The following is a 21586-nucleotide window of genomic DNA, read 5'->3' as shown; positions in this document are numbered from 1 at the left end:
GCAGTTTTGAGCCCAACCCGTAATCTCTCAGGTTATAAATCGAGCCTTAGTGTATGCTAATTCACATTTTTAATACCTTTCACATTTCTTTCACTGTTTTTAATGAAAATTCCATGAACTTTCATGGATATTTCATGAAATCTATCGACAATTTCCGATTTTTAATTGTGAACATTATGCAACGTTAAGATCCGGCATAGAAAAAGCCCCCGCTAAGACCTTCGGAAAACAGTCCTTGCAGGGGCATGGCTCCACTCTATACAAATGAAACGGGCAGATATTAGTACTGCAAACCAGGATAGATCGGGAATTTTTCAGTAAGCTCGGCGACCTCGCGGGCCGCTTCACTCAGCACCGTTTCGTCCTTAGGATTCTTCAGCACATTCGCGATCACACGGCCGATAACGGTCATCGCCTGCTCGTCCATTCCACGGGAAGTAACTGCAGGCGTACCGATCCGGATACCGCTTGTAACAAACGGGCTGGTCGGGTCAAACGGAATCGCATTTTTATTTACAGTGATGCCGATAGAATCAAGCACCTTCTCAGCATCCTTACCTGTGATGTTCAGATTACGGGTATCCAGCAGCATCAGGTGATTGTCCGTACCGCCGGAAACGATATTAACCCCTTCACCGATCAGCGTTTCTGCAAGCACCTTGGCATTTTTCACTACATTCTCGGCATAGGTCTTAAATGACGGCTGCAGCGCTTCACCGAAGGATACGGCTTTGGAAGCAATAACGTGCATCAGCGGTCCGCCCTGGGAGCCAGGGAATACGGCTTTATCAATTGCAGCAGCCCAAGGCTGTCTGCACAGAATCATCCCTCCGCGCGGTCCGCGCAGCGTTTTGTGGGTTGTCGTTGTAACAAAATGGGCATGCGGTACCGGGCTCGGGTGCAATCCGGCAGCGACGAGGCCGGCAATATGAGCCATATCGACCATAAACAGTGCGCCGACATCATTTGCAATGGAGCCGAGTGCTTCAAAATCAATGGTCCGCGGATAGGCGCTTGCCCCGGCAACGATCAGCTTTGGACGGTGCTTGAAGGCGGCCTTGCGCACTTCATCATAATCAATCAGGAAGGTATCTTCCTGTACACCATAAGCTACGAAGTTATAAAGCAAACCGGAGGCATTCACCGGACTTCCGTGCGTCAGGTGGCCGCCATGGGCAAGATTCATTCCGAGTACAGTATCCCCGGGATTAAGTGCAGCCAGATAGACCGCCATATTCGCCTGGGCACCGGAATGCGGCTGAACATTGGCATGATCGGCGCCGAACAGCTGCTTGGCACGGTCACGGGCAAGGTTCTCAACAATGTCTACATCCTCACAGCCGCCATAATAGCGTTTGCCCGGATAACCTTCGGCATATTTGTTCGTAAGCACAGAACCCATTGCTTCCATTACAGCTTCACTGACGATATTCTCCGATGCGATAAGCTCAATGTTGGCACGCTGACGGCTCAGCTCCAGTCCCATTGCTTCCAGTACTGCCGGGTCACTCTTGCGCAATTGTTCCATGATAATTTACTTCCTCCCTGAGTGGAATATATACTTGCTTATCCTTTAAAACTCATGCCCGCTGATGTACGACACTGCAAATCTTCAATCCCGCTAATCCTTAATCACACTGCGGGGAACCGCTGGTCTCCTGCGTGCGGTAGACCGCACGTTCACCGCCGATCAGCGGCGGTCTGCTGAAGGCGGCATTCACTCTGGCTGAACCGATATAGCGCAGGCTTGGCCGGAAGGGCACGGCCACCCGGCGCAGATGCATGCCGATCAGCGTCTCGCCGATGTCAATCCCGGCATGGGCCTCGACCGTCTCTGCCAAAACCGGATCAGCCATCGAGCCATAGGCTGCTGCGGCCATAGAGCCGCCGGCCCCCGGAATCGGCACAGCCGAAACCTCCCTGAGCCCTAAGGCTTCCAGCAGGGAACGTTCCATGACCAGAGAGCGGTTGAGATGTTCACAGCACTGATAAACCGTGTGAAAGCCCCGCTCATCTGCTATCCGGCGTATTCCCTGAAGCAGCTGCTGTGCCACTTCCAGGGCACCGCCTGTGCCGATCCGCACACCGGCAACCTCACTGGTGCTGGCTCCGACAACAAGGATTTTTCCGGGTCCCAGCTTACCGGCTTCCGCCAGCTCGCCCACTATAGCAGCTGTAGCTGCTGCAAGCGAAAGTTCCGCACCCGCCGAAACCTCCGTCTGCCCCGATATAATGCGGGCTGCGCGTTCTTCAGGCGAGCCCTGCTTCATGACCTCATCCATTGCTTAAGCCTCCCTCAAGCATTACTTACTGATTTAAACAAAAAAGAGCAGTCCGCAGGTGGCTGCGGATGTGCTCTTTTGCCCAGGCGACCGGCCGTTTATTCCAGTGCTCCATCGTGGTTTCATCCACACTTGTCGCCAGTCACACCGGAACCGGGTAATATTTATTACATCTTAAAGGATAGCCTCCGAAAAATCAACCATCTTTACAAACGGCGTAAGGACTCTAATTTGTCGAGCAGACTGTAGAGCGCAGTGCGGATCTCGGCAGCTGTAAGCTCGTAATCCTCCCGCGAGCCCCCAAACGGGTCAGAGATATCGAAGCTCGGTATCCGCTGCCGGATTTCAATAATCCGCTGCAGGTCCGCCTGCTTGGGCTCCCGGCCCAGTGCGATGTCGAGCTCTGCCCCGGCATACAGGCTGTCCAGCTCACTGATATCGCCGTTTACAGACTCCTCGTTATATACATATTCCTTGAGTGTATGGGTTTTGGATACTGCCTCCGGAAAATACTGCAGCAGATGGCGTTTGTGCCCGCCGGTCAGCGTCAGCACCAGATCCGCCCAGTTCACGGCCTCCCTGCTAAGCTGGGTAGAGCTCATAGGCTCATTAATGCCTTCTTCACGCAGAATCGCTGCGGCATGTCTGGATACGGAAGTGCCGGAAATGGCGGAAACGCCTGCAGACCGCACTGCAAGCTCGATGCCCCGCTCCTTTGCAAGCTTCCGCAAAAGCCCCTCAGCCATAGGACTGCGGCAGGTATTGCCGGTGCAGACGAATAAAATGTGCAGCATGCTTTCCACCTCCATGAAAGAATCATTTAATAATCTGATGCCGTTATTGTATCAGAAGATGAACAGCAAGCCAAACCCCAAAAGGATCGCCCCGCCAAGCGCCTCCCCGTAATCGCCCAGTCCCCGGCTCACCCGCCTGCCCAGCAGCAGGCCGGTAATGGCCATGAAGCCGCCGCAGGCTCCGAAGGCCAGCACGGTTAGTATGATGCTGTCCACGAACATGCCCAGGGATACACCTACGGAAAAGGAATCAATGCTCACACTCAGCGAGATAATCAGCATCCCCCAGAACGTACGGTGATCCATCGGGCGGCTGGTGCTTTCCTCTTTGCGGAAAGTGTTCCAGACCATATGCCCGCCCAGCAGAATCAGCAGCCCGCCGGCTGCATAAGTCGTTACTTGTCCCAGTAAATGGCCTACGTAACTGCCGGTGAATAAGCCCAGCAACGGCATCAGCACATGAAAAAACGCGATCAGCAGGCTGAGCTGCAGCACATGCAGCAGGCGGATGCCCTTCATCCCGATTCCTACACCAAGCGAAAAGGCATCCATACCCAGTGCAATTGCCATAATGGCAATCGTTACAATCTGGCCCCAGCCAGGATAAACCCCTGCCATGCCCATACCCCCAAAAGTCTGAATGTCTTGTACAACAACGATATGCGTGCATTAGGACAATCATGACTTCCAAAGAAAGCTTATTGCAGCAAAAAGCGGCTCCGTCAGGACAGAGCCGCCCCGGTATGTCTATAACCCGGCATATATTGCGGAGATCAAGCCCATAACCCGCTGATCCAGCTCCAAAGATTCTTCAGCATATCCCATAGGAAGAAGCGCACCTCGGGAGCTTCCGCTTCTCCGCCGTCTGAAGATCCCGCCGCAGTATTGTTAACTGCATTATTATCATTGTTATCCGCACTTTTATTATTAACACTTGTCTTCGCACCGGCAGCCGAAGCAACTTCCGTTCCTTTGGCTGCAGCGTCGCCGCTCCCCGCATCGATGAAGCAAAGCGGCGGAAACAGCACACACCACCAGTTTTGTCCTTTACCTGCTCCAAGCGTAATGCGCACTGCTTCATATTCACCGGCCGGATATACCGTTCCGCCATACAGTTTGGTCGGGAATGGCACAACGCCAAGCTCGACCTTGAAATCATAATCAATCTCCCGCTGCAGCAGTTCCCGGGCGACCAGCTTATTCAGCTCCGGCAGATGGCTTTTGATCAAGGAGCGGGCCTGTTCCAGGCTCTGCGGGTCCTCCAGTCCGGATACCCACTGGTTCATCTGCTCTACCACAGCATCGCGGATCTGGCGTTTGACCAGCTGGTCTCCGGCTCCGTCAGAATTAGCGAGAATGCGCAGACGGATCGATTCCTGCGGAATCACAGACTCCGCTACTGCCGCATCGCTTTTTTGCCCTTCCCAGACCATCATCAGCACCATCAGAAAAGAAAATAAAATGGCAGTATGCTTAAAAGTAACCCGTAAGGCTTCCTGTCTCTCCGGCGAAAATAATTTCATCTTCAGCAGCCCCTCTCCCTGAACCTCTTATACCCCCAGTATGTCCGGAAATGAGAGACTGCAAACCTATTAATCTATCAAAAGTTTATCGGCTGCTCAAAAATACATTTGCAGGCGCAGGCAGATCCTCCTCCACATCCTGCCCGTATAAGTGTACGCTCATGGCAATGCCCATACTCGCCATATTGATCAGAATGGAGGTACCGCCAAAGCTGATGAACGGCAGAGTAATGCCTGTCAGCGGCATCAGCCCGATATAGGCACCGATGTTCTCGAGAATCTGGTACAGCAGCATCGCAATTATGCCGATAATCAGAAAAGGCCCTGCCTTATCCTTGCATTCCAGCGCAAACAGAATCATCCGGTGAATCAGGACAAAAAACAGCAGAAGCAGTATTGCTGCACCAATAAATCCGAATTCCTCGGCGATCTGCGCAAAGATGGCATCAGAGTACAGCACCGGTATTTTGCCTGACTGGACAGAGCTCCCTTTCAGGTACCCTTCTCCGCTAAGCCCGCCGGACCCTATGGCTATCCGCGCATTGCGCGTCTGATAGCTGTCATCACTGCAGGGGGACAACATCCCGCCGGAACCGGAGCTGGCTTCTAGCGAGGCGGACCAGCAGGGAAGATAGTGCTAAAATCAGAATCAGCTTAAAAAGCTCAGCCGGCTGGAAGCTGAAGCTGCCCACCTGCAGCCAGGCTCTGGCACCAAACTTCACGGTTCCGAACAGGCTGACCAGCACCAGAATGATAATCCCCAGGATGTAAATATACAGCGCATATTTGACCAGCAGGCGGTAATCAAATAAGGACAGTCCAATAAATACAACAAAGCCCGCCCCATAATACTGGAGCATCTGGATATGCATCCCCTTATCATCTCCGCCGTGGGTAACGCTGTATATCGACAAAATACTGATCCCCATCAGCATAAGCAGCACAATCACGGTAATCCCGTCTATTCTTTTAAATCTCTGCAGCATCAGTCAGACTCCTATCCGTACAGGAAGTCGGCGCATTCCACAATTTCCAGCATAGGAATTTACAGGGAATCACCTATACTCCCATATTAATGCAAGCCGCTGCACGAATACAAATCTCCGTTTTCCGAAATAAAATATAAAAAAGGACTGCCGGGGCCTCATTTCCTGAGCTCCGGCAGTCCTTCATATCCGATATGCAGTTAACCCTGTTTCGCAGCAGCAGGGTAAGCGGCAGGAGCGGGCAGATCCTCCTCCACTTCACGGCCGTGCAGGCGTACACTCATGATCAGGCCAATGCTGGCCATATTGATCATCAGTGAGGTCCCGCCGAAGCTGACGAAAGGCAGCGTAATCCCGGTTAGCGGCATTAGCCCGATGAATGCACCGATATTTTCAAATATCTGATACAAAATCATGGCTACAACCCCGACGATCAGAAAAGGTCCGGCGCGGTCCTTGGACTCCAGGGCGATCAATATCATCCGGTGAATTAGTATAAAATACAGCAGCAGCAGCACCGCAGAGCCGACAAAGCCGAACTCCTCGGCAATCTGCACGAAGATAGAGTCGGAATACGTATAAGGCACGCGGTCGGTCTGCACCGAGCTGCCGTTCATATAGCCCTCTCCGCTCATGCCGCCTGAAGCGATGGCCAGCTTTGCATTTTTGGTGTGGTAGCTGGCTTTGGCCGTTGCCTTTTCAGGGACGAGCCAAGGGTCGAACCGTTCAACCCAGTGCGAGCGGCCGATATCGGTCATGAACGCTTTGAACTGGTCATGATAATGGATATAGCTCATTATTCCGGCAACCGCAGCACCCGCTACAATCAGAACCCCGATCAGCGCATGCGAGAATTTGATATTTCCGATCCACAGCAGTCCGGCAAGAATCACAATATAGGACAAGGCATTACCAAGGTCATTCTGGCTGATGACAATCAGGAACGGCAGCAGCGTAAGCAGCCCGAGCGGAACGACATCCTTCCAGAACAGCAGCTTGTTCTTATTTTTGCGGAACAGCACCGCTGCTAGGAACAGGATTAGGATCAGCTTAAACAGCTCTGCCGGCTGGAGGCTGAGGCCTCCGATCTTCAGCCAGCCCTGGGCCCCGTTCTGGGTCTTCCCGATAAAGCTGACCAATACCAGAATCCCGATTCCTGTTATATAAATATAAAGCGCATATTTCACGATCAGCCGGTAATCGATAAAAGTCAGACCCAGAAAAGCAATCAGGCCCAGTATATAGAACTTGATCATCTTCAGATGGCTTCCGTCCAGGCCATCCCTTCCATGGGTTACACTATATATAGAGAAAATGCTGATAACCATCAGCAGAACCAGAATAAATACAATGACACCATCAATCTTCTTAATCTTCTGAAGCATATTCTGTCTCCTTACTCGTTACTTCAGCTTCCACTTCAACAGCTGCTGTAGAAGTCCGTTCATTCTATTGTAAAGGAAGGGGCAGCAAAAATACAATTTCACCGCCGGCTGTTCGTCTAACAGCGGTGCGGTGAAAGATCGGGAGTTACATGACGTAAAGCGCGGCCCACAGCGGGGCGCTTAGGGCGCGATGCCGGCTCGAAGCGGGAATGCCAGCACGCGGCGGGGCCGCACACGTCCAGCCTTGTGGGCGGCGCGACGGAGAGACACTTAGCGCGCGATGCCCAGCACGTGGCGGGGAATGCCGGCGAGATCGTCGATGGTGACGATCTCGTTCCAGTGGCCCGCCGCGCGCAGCAGCGCGGCCACCTCGCCGGCCTGTCCCTGGCCGAGCTCAAAGCCGACCAGGCGCGGGGCTGCCGGCAGCAGCGGCAGCTGCTCCATCATGCGGCGGTACGGGTCGAGCCCGTCATCGCCGCCGTCCAGTGCAGTGCGCGGCTCATGGTCGCGCACCTCGCGCTGCAGCCCGGCGATGTCACCGCCGGGGATGTAAGGCGGGTTGGAGACGAGAATATCCGTCTCCATCCCCGCAAACGGCTCGAGCAGATCGCCGAGCCGCAGGTCAACGGCCGCGCCATGCCGGGAGGCATTGCGCGCGGCCACGGCCAATGCGCCGGGCGAGATGTCGCCGGCGCAGACCCGCCACGCCGGCGCTTCCGCCGCCAGCGTGACGGAGATGGCTCCGCTGCCGGCGCCGATATCGACGGCGGCCAGCGGCCGCGGCTGGTACGCACCAGCCGCATCGCCCTCCCGGCGGGCGGAGGCTATGCCGCCAGCCATTTCAGCCGCCGCAGGTTCGCCCGCAGCGTGCATACCGGTCCGCGCCTCTCCGCCCGGCGCATACACCAGCCCGTCCGGCCACAGCTCCGCGCCGTACTTCAGGATGGCCTCGACGAGCAGCTCCGTCTCCGGCCGCGGAATCAGCACGTCCGGCGTTACCTCGAACACCCGGCCGTAGAACTCCTGCTCGCCGGTAATATACTGCACCGGCTCTCCTGCCGCCCGGCGGCTGACCGCCGTTTCCCAGGCTTCTCTCAGCTCCGCCGGGAAAGGGTCAGCCAGGGCCATATAATAAGCGGCTCCGCTTACGCCGAGCACATGCTCCAGCAGCAGCTGGCTGCTGCGCTGCGGCTCGTTGCACCCGCTTTTGTCCAAAAAAGAAGAAGCCTCCGCAAAGGCTTCCCGGATGCTTTGCACATGAGGCATGACATATAAGCCGTGTTTCAAAGCATTATTCTCCTTTTTCCATCAGTTCCGCCTGCTCGGCAATCGACAGCGCGGAAATAATCTCGGTAATATCCCCGTTCATAACCTGGTCAAGACGGTGCAGGGTAAGGCCGATGCGGTGATCGGTCACCCGGCTCTGCGGGAAGTTGTACGTGCGGATACGCTCACTGCGGTCACCGGTACCGACCTTGCTCTTGCGCTCGCCGGCATACTTCGCTTCCTCTTCCTGCCGCTTGATATCAGAGATACGGGCACGCAGCACCTGCAGCGCCTTCTCCTTATTGGAGTTCTGCGATTTGCCGTCCTGACAGGTAGCTACGATACCGGTAGGAATGTGGGTTACGCGAACTGCCGATTTGGTCGTATTAACGGACTGTCCGCCCGCTCCGCTGGAGCAGAACGTATCGACGCGGATATCTTTATCGTGAATTTCAATTTCGAATTCTTCCGCTTCCGGCATCACCGCTACCGTTGAAGTAGAGGTATGAATCCGTCCGCCGGATTCTGTGGTCGGAATGCGCTGCACACGGTGTGCGCCGCTCTCGTATTTCATCTTGCTGTACGCACCACGGCCGTTAATCAGGAAAATAACTTCCTTAAAGCCGCCGAGGTCATTCGTATTTACATCCATCAGCTCAACGCGCCAGCCTTGGGCATCGGCATAACGGGTGTACATCCGGTACAGGTCGGAGGCGAACAATGCCGCTTCGTCCCCGCCGGCTGCACCGCGGATTTCGACGATGACGTTCTTGTCATCATTCGGGTCCTTGGGCAGCAGCAGGATGCGGATCTTCTCCTCCAGCTCGGTCTGGCGCGAGGACAGGTCCTCGATCTCCATTTTGACCATTTCCTTCATTTCATCATCAAGCTTCTCGGCCTGCATCATCTTGGCTGCCTCAAGCTCTTCCATTACATTTTTATATTCAGCATAGGCCTCGAAGGCAGGCTGCAGATCGGATTGTTCTTTGGAATAGTCCCTCAGTTTCTTACTGTCGCTTGCAACATCCGGGTCACAAAGCAGTTCACTGAGTTTCTCATAGCGGTCCGCCAATGATTGCAATCGGTCCAACAACAAGGGAATTCACCTCTCCTGATTCAATATATTTCACTTAAAATGCTTAAAATTGTGAGTTACATTATAAATAGATATACGACTTTATATTATAGCATCGTTCCTGCCAGTTGGCTACAGTCGAGCGTACATAGCGGCCTATCTTTGCAAATAAATTCCGGCCAATCTCTAGTATGCAGAACCTTTTGTAATATTATTCCGCCCGTCCTGCAAAAAGAAGCCATCCGGCAGCGGGTACCCGCCACAGAATGGCCTCTCTATCCTGACGCACTATTGCGCCTTTGGTTTATACGTTGAAACGGAAATGCATGACATCGCCGTCCTGAACCAGATATTCCTTACCTTCCAGACGGAGCTGTCCGCGTTCCTTGGCACCGTTCATTGATCCGGCAGCCAGGAGGTCAGCGTAGGCTACAACCTCGGCACGGATAAAGCCGCGTTCGAAGTCGGAGTGGATAACACCGGCAGCGCCCGGTGCCTTGGTTCCCTTGCGGATGGTCCAGGCACGCACTTCCTGCACGCCTGCAGTGAAGTAAGTGTACAGGCCAAGCAGCTTGTAAGCCGCTTTGATCAGGCGGTTCAGACCGGATTCCTGCAGTCCCAGCTCTTCCAGGAACATCTCTTTATCTTCGCCTTCGAGCTCAGCGATCTCTGCCTCAACCTTGGCGCTGATCGGCACCACTTCCGCATTCTCGGCAGCTGCGAACTCGCGTACCTGCTTAACATACGGATTCTCTTCGGCCGTTGCTACTTCATCCTCGCCCACGTTAGCCGCATACAATACCGGCTTCAGGGTCAGCAGGTGCAGGTCACGCACGATCAGGCGCTCGTCATCAGACAGCTCTATGCTGCGCGCAGGCTTGTCTTCGTACAGGGCCTCTTTTACACGCTCGAGCACTTCAACCTCCTGGGCATATTTCTTGTCGCCGCCCTTGATGTTTTTGCGGGAACGCTCAATGCGCTTCTCCACGCTTTCAAGGTCAGCCAGAATCAGCTCAAGGTTAATCGTCTGGATGTCGCTGATCGGATTTACTTTACCGTCCACATGCGTTACATTCTCGTCCACAAAGCAGCGCACCACATGAACGATCGCATCCACTTCACGGATGTGGGCGAGGAACTTGTTGCCCAGCCCTTCGCCCTTGCTCGCACCGCGCACGAGTCCGGCAATATCAACAAATTCAAAGGCAGTCGGAACCGTCTTGTTCGGCTGCACCAGCTCAGTCAGCTTATCCAGACGCTCGTCCGGCACTTCCACAACACCCACGTTCGGGTCAATGGTGCAAAAAGGATAGTTGGCGGATTCCGCACCCGCTTGTGTAATTGCGTTAAACAATGTGGATTTACCAACGTTTGGCAATCCGACAATACCAGCTTTCAAAGCCATTTATATGACAACTCCTATTTTCGGTTGTATTGATCCACCGCATAATTACCGACTTGTGATCTAAACCATTATATATTAGAACAAAACCGCCAGCAACAGCGGATGTCCGGGGGGTGTGTCAGAAAAAAGGCGGAGACCCCCGCGGTCTGCCAGGCCGCTTCTTTGGCATGTGTACGCAGTAAGGTGCGATTTTTCCAGCCTCAGCTGCTCTTTAATGTGGAAACCAGGCATAAGTACATGATTCCACCTGCTTGTAGCCTGCACATAGCCTGTCCATAACCCTGCTTGTAATTCTAACGGACTCAGCTGCGCTTATCCCTGCCAAAATCCGTCCTGAAGCACGCTAACGGACTCCAGCGCTTTTATTTACAGCATTTTGACTTGTTATAGGCGGTTTGTGAGTAATTAAGTGCAATACGGTCCGTTAAGCGGACCAGACAGTGCTTCAACTTAAAAATAAGAGCGGTACAGTCCGTCAGCGCATCCGGCCCCTCTGCACCATCCAATGCACCATGCAGTGCAGCCACAGCCACGCAGGACAGTAACTCAATAGGGAAATCCAATCATACAGCTTATCTAGTAACCCAACCGATTAATCCAATCGTCAGCTCATCTATGAACCTTATTCGGGTGATTTTCCGATCCTCCGGTACGCGGCGTTTGGTCCATTAGAGCTGTTACTTTTTTCTACCGCAACCTTTCGAAAGCTTATCCATTTGCCGGGATAACAAAAAAGACCCCTATGGAGTCTTTCCGCCGGAAGAATATTCGCCATCTTTCTGGGCTGTCGGCCCGGCTTGCTACCGGCTTTGTTGCCGATCCTTATTACAGGTTTATGCCTTATTCTATGCCGCAGTTTAATCAAGCTTACTTCTTCTACATGGCTGCATGGTGCAAGCCCAATTCCCGCTCCGCTACAGCTTTTTGGACATCGTAATATCCGTAATCCCGTAGCCCAGCTTCTGATACAGCTTAAAAGCACGGTCATTGTCACCGAAAACATGCAGGCCGATCCGTGTTACACCCATGGAGCGCGCCTCCTCATCCAGCAGCGTCAGCGCCATGCTCCCATATCCCTTTTGCTGATAAGGCTCGAAGATATAGAAATCATAAATAAAGGCTTCCTTGTCCTGCCGGCCCTGAGCCACATTGAACCAGATATAGCCGGCCTGGGTATTGCCGGTGTCTTCCACAATAGAATATAAAAAGGCTCCTTCAGTATGAAGTCCCTTCGGCAGATAACGGTTCATCTCGTCCCGGGACAGCTGCATTGCCGTGTCCTGCTCCCAGGCACCGATTCTTACTTTGTCCTCCGCATAATCGCGGGTCGACTGCTTCAGAAAAAATTGAAAGGTCGGTTCGTCCATCCGTACCAGCTTGATCATTTGTTAAGCACTTCCTTTGTACTTCATTCATTATTGCCGCTTGAGCAGGCGCGGCGTTCCCCGCAGCGCAGACAGGTCGGCAGCGCCGATGCCGAACATGGCAATCCGCAGCTCCAGCTCCACCTGGGCCAGAGCCCGGTCGAGCGCCTCCTCGGATTCCACCGCAGGCCCGAGCAGGCTGCGGCCGAAGCCGGCCAGGTCGGCCCCCAGTGCGAGCGCCTTGGCGGCATCGACGCCATGCTTCAGGCCCCCGCTGCCGATCAGCGCACCGTGCGGAGCCGCCGCCCGTACTCCGCGGATGCATTCGGCCGTCGGAATGCCCCAGTCGGCGAAGGCTTCCGCCGCCGCCCGCCGCACAGGGTCGGTGCTGCGGAATTTCTCCACCTGGCTCCAGGAGGTGCCGCCTGCACCCGCCACGTCGATGAAGGCCGCTCCGGCATTATACAGCCTGAGCGCCGTTTCGCCGTCTATGCCCCAGCCGACCTCCTTGATGCCGACCGGTACCGGCAGCGCCCGGCAGACCTTCTCGATCGCGCCAAGCAGGGAGCCGAAGCCGGTGTTGCCTTCCGGCTGAAATACCTCCTGCAGCCCGTTCAGATGCAGTACAAGCCAGTCCGCCCCGGCGATTTCTACAGCCCGCCGGCACTCCTCCACGCCGAAGCCGTAGGACAGCTGCACGGCACCTATATTGGCGATGACCGGAATGCCAGGCGCCCGCTCACGCACCCGGAAGGTCTCGGCCAGCTCCGCACGCTCCACCGCCGCCCGCACCGAGCCCACACCAAGCGCCCAGCCCCGGCGCCCGGCCACTTCAGCCAGTCTGCTATTAATTGCGCCGGTCGCCTTGCTGCCGCCGGTCATGGAGCTGATCAGCAGCGGGGTCTGCAGCTCACGCCCCAGAAAAACCGTACGCAGTGAAATGTCGTCGAAATTCAGCTCAGGCAGCGCATTGTGCAGGAACCTGTATTCCTCCAGACCGGTCGTAACTCCGCTGCCGCCCACATCCTCATTCAGACAGAGGCGTACATGCTCAAGCTTGCGCTCCCCTGTTGTGGAGGAAGGCAGCAGGGACTTATCCCCGGAACTGCCAGGCAGCAGCGTGTCCCCGTCCGCCGTGGCTGTGAAGGTTGGTGTAGTCTTTTGCGGCAATTGTTCCATGCTGTCCCCTCCCTTTCTTCTGATCTGCAAATCTAAAACCGTAAAATGCCGGACCGGCCGGCATCTCTTTAGCCAAGAGCACGCTTCATTATAGCATCGCTGCCCTGCAAATGACAGGAAGACAGGCTGCGCCTAGCCTTCTCCTGCGATATGCTCGCCTACAAGCCGCCCTGACAGGGATACAACCGGTGTCCCTCCGCCGGGATGGGTTGTTCCGCCCACATACCACAGTCCCTGAACCTCCCGGGAGCGGTTCCCCGGGCGGAAGAAGGTCTGGCGGACGGAATTCGAGGAAATGCCGTAAATGGCTCCCCGGTGGGCAAGGGTATCCGTTGCGAGATTTTGCGGAGTATACCGCTGAAGCACCTCCGCCTGTTCGAGTCCCCCGATTCCGAAGCTTTTGAGCATATCCGTGATCCGCCGCCCGTATATCTCCGTCTCTCTGGCCCAGTCGCAGCCGCTGTTCAGATATGGGGCGTTAGCCAGAATAAACAGATTGCTGCCGTCAACCGGGGCCATGCCGGGCTCAGAGTAACCGGAGTAGCAAACGTACAATGTAGGATTTTGCGGAGGGCGTCTTTTGTCAAAAATGTCTCTGAACTCAGGCTCATACTGCTCCGGAAAAAATACCGTGTGATGCAGCAGCTGCTCATATTTCCGCCTCACACCGGCAAGGGTCACCAGACCTGACAGCGAGGGTTCATAGCGCTCGATCGTTCGGTCACTCATCGTCCGGCGGGAGGCTTCCGGCAGCAGCATGCGGTTGACGCTGAGCACGTCGCCCCCGGCAATGACAGTCTGTGCAGGGTAAAAGCCCCGTGAAGTCTCCACGCCTTCGGCCTTTCCTCCCGCTACGGCGATACCTGTAACCTCGGTTCCGGTAACGATCTCCACTCCCAGCCTCCGGGCCAGCGCCACCAGCCCTTCCACGAGCTTGTATGTACCGCCTTTTACACCGTATACGCCAAGTTTGGCCTCCACATGACCGAGCATCGCGAAGATTGCCGGAGACTGGTAGGGAGAGGATCCGACATAAGTGGCGTAACGTCCCAGCATAGCAAGAGTATTCGGATGCCTGAAATATCGCTCCAGCATTGACTGCAGGGTGAGAAACGGCCGGACACGCAGCAGATCCCGCACCAATGCCGGAGACAGCTTATCTTTCCAGGAGAGCAGGAGCCGGTTCAGGAACTGCTTCTCGCTCAGCCGGTACAATAGTTCAGCTTCATCCATAAACTCATCGTAGCGCCCGGCGTCATGAGGAGAGTAGGCGGCAATCTGTTCACGCATATACGCTTTATCCCTGGATAAATCAACCATATGTCCATCTGCAAAAATATTACGTGTCCTCGGCTCCAGCTCATACAGCTCAACATAGTCCTCCATCTGCGCGCCGGCAAGCTCATAGAGCGAGCGGAAGACATGCGGCATCGTGATAGTGCTGGGTCCCCTGTCAAAGGTGTACCCTTGCTCCGTTATCCGCTGCAGCTTGCCGCCGGGCTGATCCTGCCGCTCCAGCACTGTCACTTTCCAGCCTTTTGCCGCCAGCGTGACTGCACAGGACAGACTGCCGAAGCCGGCGCCGATTATAACCGCCTGCTTGTTCAACGGTACCGCCTCCCTTTCCATTCATAGCCCTGGCCGGACACACTGCCGCGCCAGGATGCGGCTCCAATGGCAATCAGGCTTACAATACTGGCCGGCAGCAGCAGGCAGAACCAGAAGGGCTGCCTGCCTGCCCTGTCTGCTGTTCTTTTTACTGCAGCTCCTCCGGCTATGGCGGCTGCCGCCCAGAGCAGGGCGACCTTGTCTCCGGTAATTACAGCCCAAAGCGCAGCGATAACCGGAAATACGTACAGAAGCGCATAGAACAGAAGTACACCCAAGAGCAGCACCGGCTTGCGCCCGAGGCCAGCGTAAATATTTTTGCGGTAGCCCTTCCAGACCTCCCGGGCATTGTGATACATCCTCATTTCTGTATACCCTGTAATGTCTGCCAGGGTTACCGGCTCGCCGGAAAGCTTGACCGCTCTGGCCAGCGCCATATCATCCACCAGCTGGTCCCGGATGCCGCTATGCCCGCCGCAGCGCTGATAGCTGTCCCGGTGAATCAGCATGAACCCGCCGTGGGCGGCCACAAACCGCGGGTCTCTTGAACGGCGGACAAGCGGAACCGGCAGATGGCAGATGATGGTGAACACCATCAGCGGAACAACCAGGCGCTCCAGCCAGGAGCCGGTCAGCTGACGCGGGAAGCCGGTAATCAGGCCGCTCCCCTGCTTCTCCGCTGACGCCAGCGCCGCAGCCAGCGCCTGCGGCTGCAGCCGGATGTCTGCATCGAGGAACAGCAGCCACTCTCCGCCCGATGCCTCTGCCAGCTGGGCGCAGGCATGGCATTTGCCTGCCCAGCCCTCCGGCAGCCCGGCTCCTGCAAGCACCCGCGTCCGTGCGCCCCCCGCAGCTGCGGCAAGCTCTGCTGTGCCGTCCGTTGAACGGTCATCCAGCACGATGATTTCAATTTGGCTTCCAGCGGTACTGCAGGCAAGCACGGAGGTCAGGCAGGCGGTGATATTCGCCGCCTCATCACGCGCCGGGATCAGCACAGACAGAGAAGGCGCCTGTGTGCCCGCTACCTCTGCCGGTTTATTCCTGTACTGTACATCAGCCGAACCTGCCGCTCCCTTACTGCGCTGTGCACCCGTTATACTTGCCTTATCCCTTATATTCAGTGTCCCTGCTGGTTCCTTAATGTGCTGCTGTCCACCGAGCACCGGAAGCCGTGAAGCATTCCACAAAGCAAATGCCAGCTGCAGCAGAATTATAACAGCTATTCCTTGCAATACGGCAATCATCGGCTTCCCCTCCGCCAGGCATCATATCGTTCATGAACCGAACCTCCGGTCTTGATCAGCGGTGTGAAGCAGGCCGGCATATGCCCCTTATGATCAAAAATCAGCTGCCGGTGACTATCCAGCTGTTCCTCCAGACAGGAGGCCAGCAGGGCTGAAATGCTGCTCCTGTCCATCTCCTTCCACGGCTGCATCAGGGGTTCACCTGCCAGGAGCGTTGCCTCCGGCTTAGGATGGAAGAACAGTCCATGATACAGCGTCACGGGTACAACAGCCGTATCCGGACACAGGCGGAGCACGACAGCTGCCCCTTCCTTGAGCTGCAGCGGACGGCGCTCAAGCGGCAGAAGCTCCCCCTCGGGATACATCCACACGCTGCCGCCTTCGCCAAGCATCCTGGCTGTATAACGCAGCGAGGCACGGACATCCGCCGGCTCATCCCGGTTGATAGAATAAGCACCCAAACGGCGGAAAAACTGAAATTTGCGCAGCTGCCCTTCCTCCATCATGAAATACTGCCTGCGGCGGGTCAGCCTTCTTGCGGCGTGATAGGCCAACAGACCGTCCCACCAGGAGCTGTGGTTCATAATGTACAGTACGGGCCTGCTCTCCGCTGAAGCCGGCTGCAGGTCACCTGATATTCCGACAAAGCGGAAATGCCTGCGCAGCAGATAGAAGGTATTATAGCGGCTGAACAGCGCATCAAAGCTTGGGGATTTGGCCGCTTCCAGCATAGCGCAGGCTCCCTTCTGCCAGAACTGCCCCGATACCGGCGATAATCACGCACAGGGGAAGCCCCTCACGCAGGCCGACAAGACCGAACATAATGATTACAGCCTGATAGAGCCGGGTTCCGCGCCGGACTGCCCTGCCGGATAAGCGGACAGCCGGAATGAAGAGTGACAGCAGCGACCCGGCAATCAGCCAGCCGATGAAGTTGCTCACGGGCACTCCATAGAAGCCGCCTCCGTCCCCCCAGGTCCAGAAGCCCCGCGCATGGGCCACAGGATCAAGGACCAGATCCAGCAAAACAGTCCAGAAGCCGACCTGCACCGCCCGCAGCAGCATAAGCCGCCAGCCGGACTGGCCGAAGTCCCGGCATAGCAGGACAGCATTACAGACAACAGCAATCCAGGCAAAGCCCAGGGTCGCAGGCACACCGTAGAGCAGCGGACCAAGGATATCAGAATATCCGTAGCTGCCGAACAGATGCCCGGTATGAACGCCGAACCATTCCACAGCCATCCCGCCCGTCCAGATAAGCGCAGCTGAGATGAGGAGACGGAGCGGACGGAGCTGCTGTGAATAAATGACTGACTGGTCGGCCACAAAAGGGCGCTCAAATCCCTTAACAATCACTTCAGCTGCATAAACAGCATAAAAGACCAGGAACAGGCCATTTGAAAACTGCAGCCCTTGCGGAACACTGAAAAAAATCAGCAGCAGTGCCCCAATAGCGTACCAGACCCAGAAAACAGTCCTGACCATCTATAATACCGCCGCTTTACCGGGTCTGCCGCCCAGTCTTGAAGCATAGCGCGCAGCTGTGCGGCCCAGCATCCGCAGCTTGACCTCATCGCTGACATACGCCCTGTTGCGGAAAACATCATATCCCGCTTCAGCTACCGAATCGAGGATTGCCGCGTAAAATGCCGCCGCCAGCTCCACAGCCAGACCGCTCTCGGGCGGATAAGTCTCCACATGGGCGAGCCCCTTCTCGAACCAGCCCAGTGCCTCACGGCGGAGCTCTTCAATGACATTGATAAAGCGCTGATTGACTACCCCCGACTCCAGCTCCTCCTGGCTGTACCCGTGCTTCCGCATAAGCTCAAGCGGCACATAGCGCCGTCCCCTCCGCAGGTCCTCGCCTACATCGCGGATGATATTGACAATCTGCATGCCGATTCCCAGGGAAATGCCGGCATTCTGCACATCCTCATCCGAATCCTCTCGCAGAACCGGGAGCAGCATCTCGCCGACGGTGCCGGCTACCAGGTAGCAGTAGCTTTCCAGCTCTTCCATGGTCTCATAATGGGTGAACGTCAGATCTCCGAGCTGACCCTGCATCTGCAGCAGGAACGGTTCATGCGTAAGCTTCGGGAAGCTGGCGAACAGCCAGCGCAGCGCCGGCCAGATGAAATGGCCCTCCGCTTCCTCAAGCCGCGTAAAATGCCAGCGCAGCTCATGGATCGTGTACGGTGACTTGTCCGGCTCATCCACACTGTCGTCAATAATCCTGCAAAAGGCGTAGATGACATGCACAGCTTCCCGGCGCGGGCTTGGCAGCCCGGCAAACGCTTTATGAAAGGAGGTCGAGCCCTTCTTCATCAGTTCCTCACACTCACGCATAATGCTCTCATTTATCATTATTTCATCTCCTTCATGAGTTCATGGACAGCCATCCTGGCTCCCTGCATGACAATCGGCACGCCCCCGCCCGGATGAACGGAAGCGCCTGCGGCATAGAGGCCTTTTATCGGATAAGGCCGGGGCTGCGGGCGGAATACCCCGAGCTGGCTGAGCACCGGAGCAATGCCGAAGCTGCCGCCGCCATACAGGCCATCCTTATGCGCATCCCCAGGGGTACGAATCTTTTTCCACCGGAGACTGGCCTTCAGTCCCGGAAAGCCTCTCTGCTCGGCATCATCCAGGACACGTTCCGCCAGTGGACCTGCAATGGATTCCCAGTCCAGCTCCGGATCAGCCGGAACGGGGATCAGGAAATAGAGCACGCTTTGTCCCGGCGGCGCCGCAGTGTCGTCAAGCGCCGCGGGGTTAAATACATAATAGGAAGGCAGCTGTGAAATTCTGCCCTGGTCAAACAATTCCCGGAGATTGTCGTTCAGGCTGTCCGGCAGAAAAAACTGATGGGTCTCCGACTCCGGCCAGCGCCGGTCCGTCCCGGCATAAATCAGCACACAGCCCGAGGAGGGCTGGTACCGGCCGCGCTTGATCCGGCCTGCTGTACCTGAACTGCGCTGCCCGGCTGTATTTCCGGTGAACAGCCCGGCCGGCAGAAGCTCCTCCAGCTGCGGAAATTCGCCGTTGTAGAGCACAGCGTCATACGAATGCCTGACGCCGCCGGCTGTAATGCCGGTGCACCGTCCGTCTTCAACGGTCAAGCCTTCAACCTCTGTACCGGTATGAATCTCGACTCCCCGGCTGAGCAGCTCACGGGATAGAATCCTCGGGAGTTCTCCATAGCCGCCCTTCAGCATCCAGATGCCAAAGGCGCTCTCTGCATAAGGCAGCATCGTGTATATGCCCGGGGTACGGAACGGGGCGCCTCCGATGTACAGGCTCTGCAAGGAAAAGGCATCGCGCAGCTCCTCGCTGCGAAAATAGCTGCCTACCGCCGACCGGAGGCTGCGGTAAGCCCGCAGACGGCTCATCAGCCGAAGATTCGCCGGGCTGAAGAACTGCCGCCGCCGGCTGAATGTCTGCTCCAGAAAGGAAGCCTTGCCCCGGGGAAATAGTCCGGCCATATCGCCCATAAACCTGAGGAACCCGTTGCCCTCACCGGGGAACTCACGGTCAATCTCCGCTGCCTGCTCCTCCAGGCCCGCTACCTTGGTCAGCACACGCCCGCTTCTGAAGTGAATCCGGCAGAGCGGATCACAGCGCAGCAGCTCAAGGCTGCCGGGCGGAAGTCCGCCTTCCTCCAGAATGCCGTTCAGCATCTCCGGCAGCAGCACAATGGTCGGCCCCTGGTCTATCCGGTACGGCCCTTCCTCTTCAAAGGCGACGCGCCCGCCTACCCGGTCGGCGCGCTCATAGATGACCACCTGCTGTCCTTGGCGGCTCAGCAGCAGCGCCGCGGTCAGCCCGCCGATGCCGCCGCCGACGATAGCCACGCGGCTCACAGCGGCACCCCGCTTCCCGCTGTGCCTGCTACGGCAACGGACCGGCTGCGGGCAGCACGGTCATGTTCCTCTAGCAGGCGCGCGCTGATCTTCGCCGACTCAAATATCGTCGGCAGCCCGCTGCCCGGATGCGTTCCGCCGCCGACCAGCCAGACGCCGGACACCTCCTGGAAGGTATTATGCGGACGAAGATACATCATCTGGCCGAGGTTATGGGCCAGATTAAAGGTCGCGCCGTTATATACATCCAGACTGTCCCGCCAGTCCAGCGGCGAGAAGAATTTGCTCTCCTCCACCCGGGAAGACAGGCCGGCAAGCTGCGGGATCTGCTCCAGCCGTTCCATCATCTGCTCCCTGACGGCCGGCCCCTCCTGCTGCCAGTCAATGCCGGCCTGCAGATTGGGAACGGGCATCAGCACATATAGAGAAGATTTGCCGGCCGGAGCCAGTGTAGCGTCAATAACCGAAGGATTGTGTATATAAATGGACGGGTCGGCCGACAGGATACCCTGCCGTGTAATCTCGTCAACATTGCGGCGGTAATCGCCCGAGAAATGAACAGAATGATGGCCAAGGTCAACAGCGCCGTCCACACCGAGGTACAGCATTGCGGTAGAGCAGGAGTAGCGCTTGCGCGCCATCTTGACCGGCGTATATTTTTTGAGCAGCCCCGGCTCGAACAGCCTTGTCACTGCGGTCCCGAAGTCAGCTCCGAGCACCACGTAATCGGCATGCACCTTTTCCCCGTCCTCCAGCAGCAGGCCGGAGGCATGATGGTTATTAACCAATATCTGGTTCACTACACTTGATGTACGGATACGACCGCCGTGCTCCCTGATCACATCCGCCATAGCCTCCAGCACCTTGTTAATACCGCCTTCAGGATGATACAGACCGTAACGGTGCTCCAGGTAAGACAGAATCGTGAACGTGCCGGGACATTCCCAGGGAGACATCCCGAGGTATTTGGCCTGAAAGGTGAAGGCGTAGCGCAGCCGTTCATCGTCAAAATACTTCGACAGCCGGTTATACACCGTATCGGTGGCATGAAGCCTCGGCAGCGCGTGCAGAACATCTCTTTTTAAGTAGTCTGCAGGTGACTGAAAAGGGCGCTGCAGCAGCGGCATAACCCTTATAAACTTATCATCCTCGTCAGCCATAAACCGGCGGTAACCCGCCCCGTTCCCCGGAAACAGCCGTTCAATCTCTGCTTCGGTCTGCTCCTGGTCGGTAGACGGCCGGAACACGGTGTCCCCGAAATGCAGGGAATAGAGCGGGTTCAGCTCCTTCATGGAAACATAGCTGTGCAGGGAGCGTCCCGCCAGAGTAAACAGCTCCTCCAGCAGATGCGGCATCATCAGAAAGGTAGCCCCGCGGTCAAAACGGTATTCCCCCAGCCGCAGCTCGCCCGATCTTCCGCCGACCGTATCCTGCTTCTCAAAGACCTCTACCTCGTAGCCCTTTGCGGCCAGAAGCATGGCAGCAGCCAGCCCTCCCGGTCCGGCTCCAACCACCGCAACCTTTGCGGCGCTTTTTCCAGTCATCCATCCCACTCCCTATTCCACTTGGATTCTATTTTCATCAATCGCATGAATACGTGCAGATAAACATTATA

General features: G+C 56.3%; 18 protein-coding genes, 1 pseudogene and 1 riboswitch. All 19 genes and pseudogenes read right to left on the bottom strand.

Going from position 1 to position 21586, the window contains the following annotated elements; translation table 11 throughout:
* Positions 1–280: 280 nt before the first annotated feature.
* Positions 281–1531 (bottom strand): serine hydroxymethyltransferase, encoded by a 1251-nt coding sequence (locus BLR64_RS09450; protein WP_090713885.1) that lies wholly within the window; start codon positions 1529–1531, stop codon positions 281–283.
* Between the two features lie 97 nt (positions 1532–1628).
* Entirely contained in the window at positions 1629–2282 is a 654-nt protein-coding gene (locus tag BLR64_RS09445; RefSeq protein ID WP_090713884.1) for a TIGR01440 family protein, read from the bottom strand.
* 73 nt (positions 2283–2355) lie between these two features.
* A riboswitch (ZMP/ZTP riboswitch) is annotated at positions 2356–2438 on the bottom strand.
* Positions 2439–2488: 50 nt separating this feature from the next.
* Positions 2489–3076 (bottom strand): low molecular weight protein arginine phosphatase, encoded by a 588-nt coding sequence (locus BLR64_RS09440; RefSeq protein WP_090713883.1) that lies wholly within the window; start codon positions 3074–3076, stop codon positions 2489–2491.
* Between the two features lie 51 nt (positions 3077–3127).
* On the bottom strand, positions 3128–3700 hold the full coding sequence (locus BLR64_RS09435) for a manganese efflux pump MntP (protein WP_090713882.1): 573 nt from the start codon (positions 3698–3700) through the stop codon (positions 3128–3130).
* A 149-nt stretch (positions 3701–3849) separates the two neighbouring features.
* On the bottom strand, positions 3850–4599 hold the full coding sequence (spoIIR, locus tag BLR64_RS09430; protein ID WP_090713881.1) for a stage II sporulation protein R: 750 nt from the start codon (positions 4597–4599) through the stop codon (positions 3850–3852).
* Positions 4600–4684: 85 nt separating this feature from the next.
* Positions 4685–5585, bottom strand: a pseudogene (locus BLR64_RS09425) (FtsW/RodA/SpoVE family cell cycle protein).
* Positions 5586–5785: 200 nt separating this feature from the next.
* A complete protein-coding gene (locus BLR64_RS09420) occupies positions 5786–6970 on the bottom strand; it encodes an FtsW/RodA/SpoVE family cell cycle protein (RefSeq protein ID WP_090713880.1) in 1185 nt (394 codons plus the stop codon).
* A gap of 270 nt (positions 6971–7240) precedes the next feature.
* Positions 7241–8257, bottom strand: a complete 1017-nt coding sequence (locus BLR64_RS09415; protein ID WP_090713879.1) for a N5-glutamine methyltransferase family protein — start codon at positions 8255–8257, stop codon at positions 7241–7243.
* A 4-nt stretch (positions 8258–8261) separates the two neighbouring features.
* Positions 8262–9329: a peptide chain release factor 1 gene (gene prfA, locus BLR64_RS09410; RefSeq protein WP_090713984.1), complete on the bottom strand. Its 1068-nt coding sequence runs from the start codon at positions 9327–9329 to the stop codon at positions 8262–8264.
* 286 nt (positions 9330–9615) lie between these two features.
* Positions 9616–10716, bottom strand: coding sequence for a redox-regulated ATPase YchF (gene ychF / locus BLR64_RS09405; protein WP_090713878.1), 1101 nt, complete (start codon positions 10714–10716; stop codon positions 9616–9618).
* A gap of 914 nt (positions 10717–11630) precedes the next feature.
* Positions 11631–12101 (bottom strand): GNAT family N-acetyltransferase, encoded by a 471-nt coding sequence (locus BLR64_RS09400; protein ID WP_244157653.1) that lies wholly within the window; start codon positions 12099–12101, stop codon positions 11631–11633.
* Positions 12102–12131: 30 nt separating this feature from the next.
* Positions 12132–13259, bottom strand: a complete 1128-nt coding sequence (gene fni / locus BLR64_RS09395) for a type 2 isopentenyl-diphosphate Delta-isomerase (RefSeq protein ID WP_090713877.1) — start codon at positions 13257–13259, stop codon at positions 12132–12134.
* A 132-nt stretch (positions 13260–13391) separates the two neighbouring features.
* Positions 13392–14888, bottom strand: a complete 1497-nt coding sequence (locus BLR64_RS09390) for a phytoene desaturase family protein (protein ID WP_090713876.1) — start codon at positions 14886–14888, stop codon at positions 13392–13394.
* Positions 14864–16111, bottom strand: a complete 1248-nt coding sequence (locus BLR64_RS09385; protein WP_090713875.1) for a glycosyltransferase family 2 protein — start codon at positions 16109–16111, stop codon at positions 14864–14866. The genes BLR64_RS09390 and BLR64_RS09385 overlap by 25 nt, the downstream gene beginning before the upstream one ends.
* Positions 16108–16842, bottom strand: a complete 735-nt coding sequence (locus BLR64_RS09380; protein ID WP_090713874.1) for a lysophospholipid acyltransferase family protein — start codon at positions 16840–16842, stop codon at positions 16108–16110. Before BLR64_RS09380 ends, BLR64_RS09385 begins: the two co-directional genes overlap by 4 nt.
* Positions 16811–17596: a carotenoid biosynthesis protein gene (locus BLR64_RS09375; protein WP_090713873.1), complete on the bottom strand. Its 786-nt coding sequence runs from the start codon at positions 17594–17596 to the stop codon at positions 16811–16813. The genes BLR64_RS09380 and BLR64_RS09375 overlap by 32 nt, the downstream gene beginning before the upstream one ends.
* Complete coding sequence (locus tag BLR64_RS09370) at positions 17597–18475, bottom strand: phytoene/squalene synthase family protein (RefSeq protein ID WP_341833376.1); 879 nt, start codon at positions 18473–18475, stop codon at positions 17597–17599. It abuts the gene before it with no gap.
* Positions 18475–19971, bottom strand: coding sequence for a phytoene desaturase family protein (locus BLR64_RS09365; RefSeq protein WP_090713872.1), 1497 nt, complete (start codon positions 19969–19971; stop codon positions 18475–18477). Before BLR64_RS09365 ends, BLR64_RS09370 begins: the two co-directional genes overlap by 1 nt.
* Positions 19968–21515 carry a phytoene desaturase family protein gene (locus tag BLR64_RS09360; protein WP_090713871.1) on the bottom strand — a complete coding sequence of 516 codons (1548 nt, stop codon included), beginning with the start codon at positions 21513–21515 and terminating at the stop codon, positions 19968–19970. The genes BLR64_RS09365 and BLR64_RS09360 overlap by 4 nt, the downstream gene beginning before the upstream one ends.
* Positions 21516–21586: the final 71 nt, after the last annotated feature.

Origin of the sequence: Paenibacillus typhae, assembly GCF_900099765.1 — a bacterium.
GTDB lineage: Bacteria > Bacillota > Bacilli > Paenibacillales > Paenibacillaceae > Paenibacillus_AQ > Paenibacillus_AQ typhae.
This window is presented reverse-complemented; position numbering and strand designations above follow the sequence as displayed.